The sequence below is a fragment of the Janthinobacterium sp. GW460-12-1-14-LB5 genome (assembly GCF_059423585.1).
Map to the genome: position 1 here is coordinate 1 of NZ_JBWKYD010000057.1, position 3,179 is coordinate 3,179.

A 3,179-nucleotide genomic window follows, 5' to 3' on the forward strand; every position below is an offset into this window, starting at 1 on the left:
TGGCGTCCCCAAGGGGATTCGAACCCCTGTACTCACCGTGAAAGGGTGATGTCCTAGGCCTCTAGACGATGGGGACCGCGGAACTTCCAAACAACATCTGCACCACTTCAACAAGCAACATCATTGCTGCTGGTGGAGGTAAGCGGGATCGAACCGCTGACCTCTTGCATGCCATGCAAGCGCTCTCCCAGCTGAGCTATACCCCCGTTGGTGCAGAAACAAGAGTATAGCAAAGAAGTTTCACTCTGCAAATACCCTTTTTCGTCTATGAGCAACTTTTCATAGGAGCGGTTTCCGCACTCTGTTTCTACGACTATTTCAGCGCTTATTTCAGAACGCCGCTTACAGCCACTTGGCCAGGCGCGCCAGCACGGTTTCACGGCCGAACATCACCACCACCTGGTCGATGGCCGGCGTCTGCAGCTGACCCGTCAGAATCAGGCGCAAAGGCATGGCCAGCAGCGGCATCTTGATGGTGTTGGCTGCCAGCACTTCCTTGATCATGGCGGCGACGGCTTCCTTGCTCCACTCCACCGTGGCGATGCGCTCGGCAAACTGTGCCAGCACGGGCTTGATCGCATCCGTGATGTGCTGCGCCGCCAGTTCCGCTTCCGGCTGCGGCTCGCGGAAGAACAGCATCGAGGCGGCAGCCAGTTCATTGACCGTGTTGGCGCGCTCTTTCATCATGCCCAGCACTTGCGCCAGATCCGGCGCGCCTTCGAAGACGGCGCCGGCTTCCAGCATCTGCGGGCGGGCCAGGTCGGCCAGGCGGGTATTGTCGGCCTGCTTGATGTACTGGTTATTGATCCATTTGAGCTTTTCCAGGTCGAACTGCGCGGCCGACTTGGTCAGGTGGTCGAGGTTGAACCACTCGCAGAACTGCTCCACCGAGAACACTTCATCGTCGCCATGGCTCCAGCCCAGGCGCGCCAGGTAGTTCAGCATCGATTCAGGCAGGAAGCCCTGCGCCGGGTAATCCATCACGCTGACGGCATCGCGGCGCTTCGACATCTTCTGGCCGTCCGAACCCAGAATCATCGGCAGGTGGCCGTACAGCGGCAACGGTGCGCCGATGGCGCGCAGGATGTTGATCTGGCGCGGCGTGTTGTTGACGTGGTCATCGCCGCGCAGCACGTGCGTGATGCCCATGTCCCAGTCGTCGACGGCCACGCAGAAGTTATACGTCGGCGTGCCGTCAGGGCGGGCGATCACCAGGTCGTCCAGCTCGCGGTTCGAAATCGTGATCGTGCCCTTGACCACGTCGTCCCACGTCACGTCGCCATCGAGCGGATTCTTGAAGCGCACGACGGGCTTGCGGTCGGCAGGGATGGCCGGCAGGGTCTTGCCCGGCTCCGGACGCCAGGTGCCGTCATAGCGGGGCTTTTCGCCGGCGGCGCGCATGCGCTCGCGCATCGCTTCGACTTCGTCGGGCGACGAATAGCAGTGATATGCCGTGCCTTCAGCCAGCATCTGCGTCACCACTTCGCGGTAGCGGTCCATGCGGGCCATCTGGTAGAACGGGCCTTCGTCGTGATCCAGGCCCAGCCACTGCATGCCTTCGATGATGGCTTGCACGGCTTCCGGCGTGGAGCGCTCCACGTCCGTGTCTTCGATGCGCAGCACGAAGGTGCCGCCGAAGTGGCGGGCGTACGCCCAGCTGTACAAGGCAGTGCGGGCGCCGCCCAGGTGCAGATAGCCGGTCGGGCTGGGAGCAAAACGGGTGCGGACGGGAGTAGCGGTTGTGGTCATCGAAGTAATCAGGCTTGAATAAGTAAAACGCCATTTTACCGCGTAAAAGACAACGCCTCAGACAAACCGCCCCAGCATCACACCGCTCGGCAGAACGCATAGGCACAAAAAAAACAACCATTCACGCACATTATAAAAAGCACGCCCCACCTACACACATTTTAGTGCCGAAAAACAACAATTAGCCCGATACCTTATTGACAACTCGGATCTTTTTACTCTTCCGCGAGGAAGCTGACCTTATTAAGTCCTCTGGATCAACGAACTGCTCGTCATCGATTAGATCACCCCAATCAATTCGCGGCACCCCCAAAATTGCTCGCGCCTCGTTAAAATCTCGTCGAGCCTCCCTAGAGGAGTGCAAAGTACTGAGGATATCGCGCTTTGCCTCTTTACTACGCCCTTCCCCTGCAAGAGCATCCACAAATCCGGAGGCAGATTTTGCATTTTTTATCACATCTATAACTTTTTCGATAGGAATGTCTAGCGTTCGTGCTACATGCACACACCAATCATTGCTGCGAGCCTGTTCTAGCCGCTTGGATTCTTCTAGTCGCCTCTCCTCAGACTCAATTAAGCGTGTTGAATCATCCTTCCCAATACCTACCATTACGGCTTCAAGATAGGTTTTGAGCGTCTCAGTCACAGCCTTCAATTCACCTACTTGCCCAGTAAGAGCTAAAAGTTGCTTTTGCTGCGAACGAGTTTTCAATAATTCCCTAAAAAAACCAGACCACTGATCTTTCAGCCACACCTCAACCTGAGAAAACCTTTCAAATGTAAATACCGGATTATTCCTAGGTTTAGTTAAAATCTCCTCAATTAACTTAAAAACATTAACCGAATCGACATGAGCATAACGAATCTGCTCATTTTCCTTGTTACGCAAATATGTTTGATATTCAGAGTGAACCCCAGACTCCATCACAATATAAACCGGTATATCATGACCATAGGCCGTATCGAACTCTTTTTTCGTAATACTATCATAACGGTCAAAAAAAGCAGGCGAAGTTTTTCTATTAGCACCACTCACCTCAGATCCATACCTCCCGCCCACCACCAGAACAAAAATATCAGCAGCCGCAGCCTCTCGATAACAAGATTCGTCAAGCGCCCGATCTGGCGTATAAGCAATATCCCCCTTCTCCGAGAGTACAGCTTCAAACCCAAGGCCCTCAATGAATAGTTCCATTGACGACCTAATATGCTTCAAATCATAGTACGTTGAACTTACAAAGACTCTGGGCTTGGCCATATTCACCTTTTATGAATGCGCTAAAAATATTTACAATTATCCCACAAAATTCAGAACCCATAGAAATTATTGGAAATTTATTTATGATACTTTAAAATCTCCACCCCCATCAAGTCATGACAATCCCATAAATTTTATAATAAATAAAAATCACCATGCGCAAGTAAAAATA

General features: G+C 53.0%; 2 protein-coding genes and 2 tRNA genes. All 4 read right to left on the reverse strand.

The features are described from left to right. The 4 genes from AC07X6_RS28415 to AC07X6_RS28430 all read right to left on the reverse strand — a co-directional run bounded on the left by AC07X6_RS28415 (position 1) and on the right by AC07X6_RS28430 (position 3,007). Positions 1 to 76 (reverse strand) — tRNA-Glu (locus tag AC07X6_RS28415). 54 nt (positions 77 to 130) lie between these two features. Next, a tRNA-Ala gene (locus tag AC07X6_RS28420) sits at positions 131 to 206 on the reverse strand. 136 nt (positions 207 to 342) lie between these two features. Beyond that, entirely contained in the window at positions 343 to 1,749 is a 1,407-nt protein-coding gene (gene gltX / locus AC07X6_RS28425; RefSeq protein ID WP_494793202.1) for a glutamate--tRNA ligase, read from the reverse strand. A 181-nt stretch (positions 1,750 to 1,930) separates the two neighbouring features. Beyond that, the gene (locus AC07X6_RS28430; protein WP_494793203.1) at positions 1,931 to 3,007 is read right to left on the reverse strand and encodes a DUF4062 domain-containing protein; all 1,077 of its coding nucleotides are present in this window, start codon (positions 3,005 to 3,007) and stop codon (positions 1,931 to 1,933) included. Between the last annotated feature and the right edge of the window lie 172 nt (positions 3,008 to 3,179).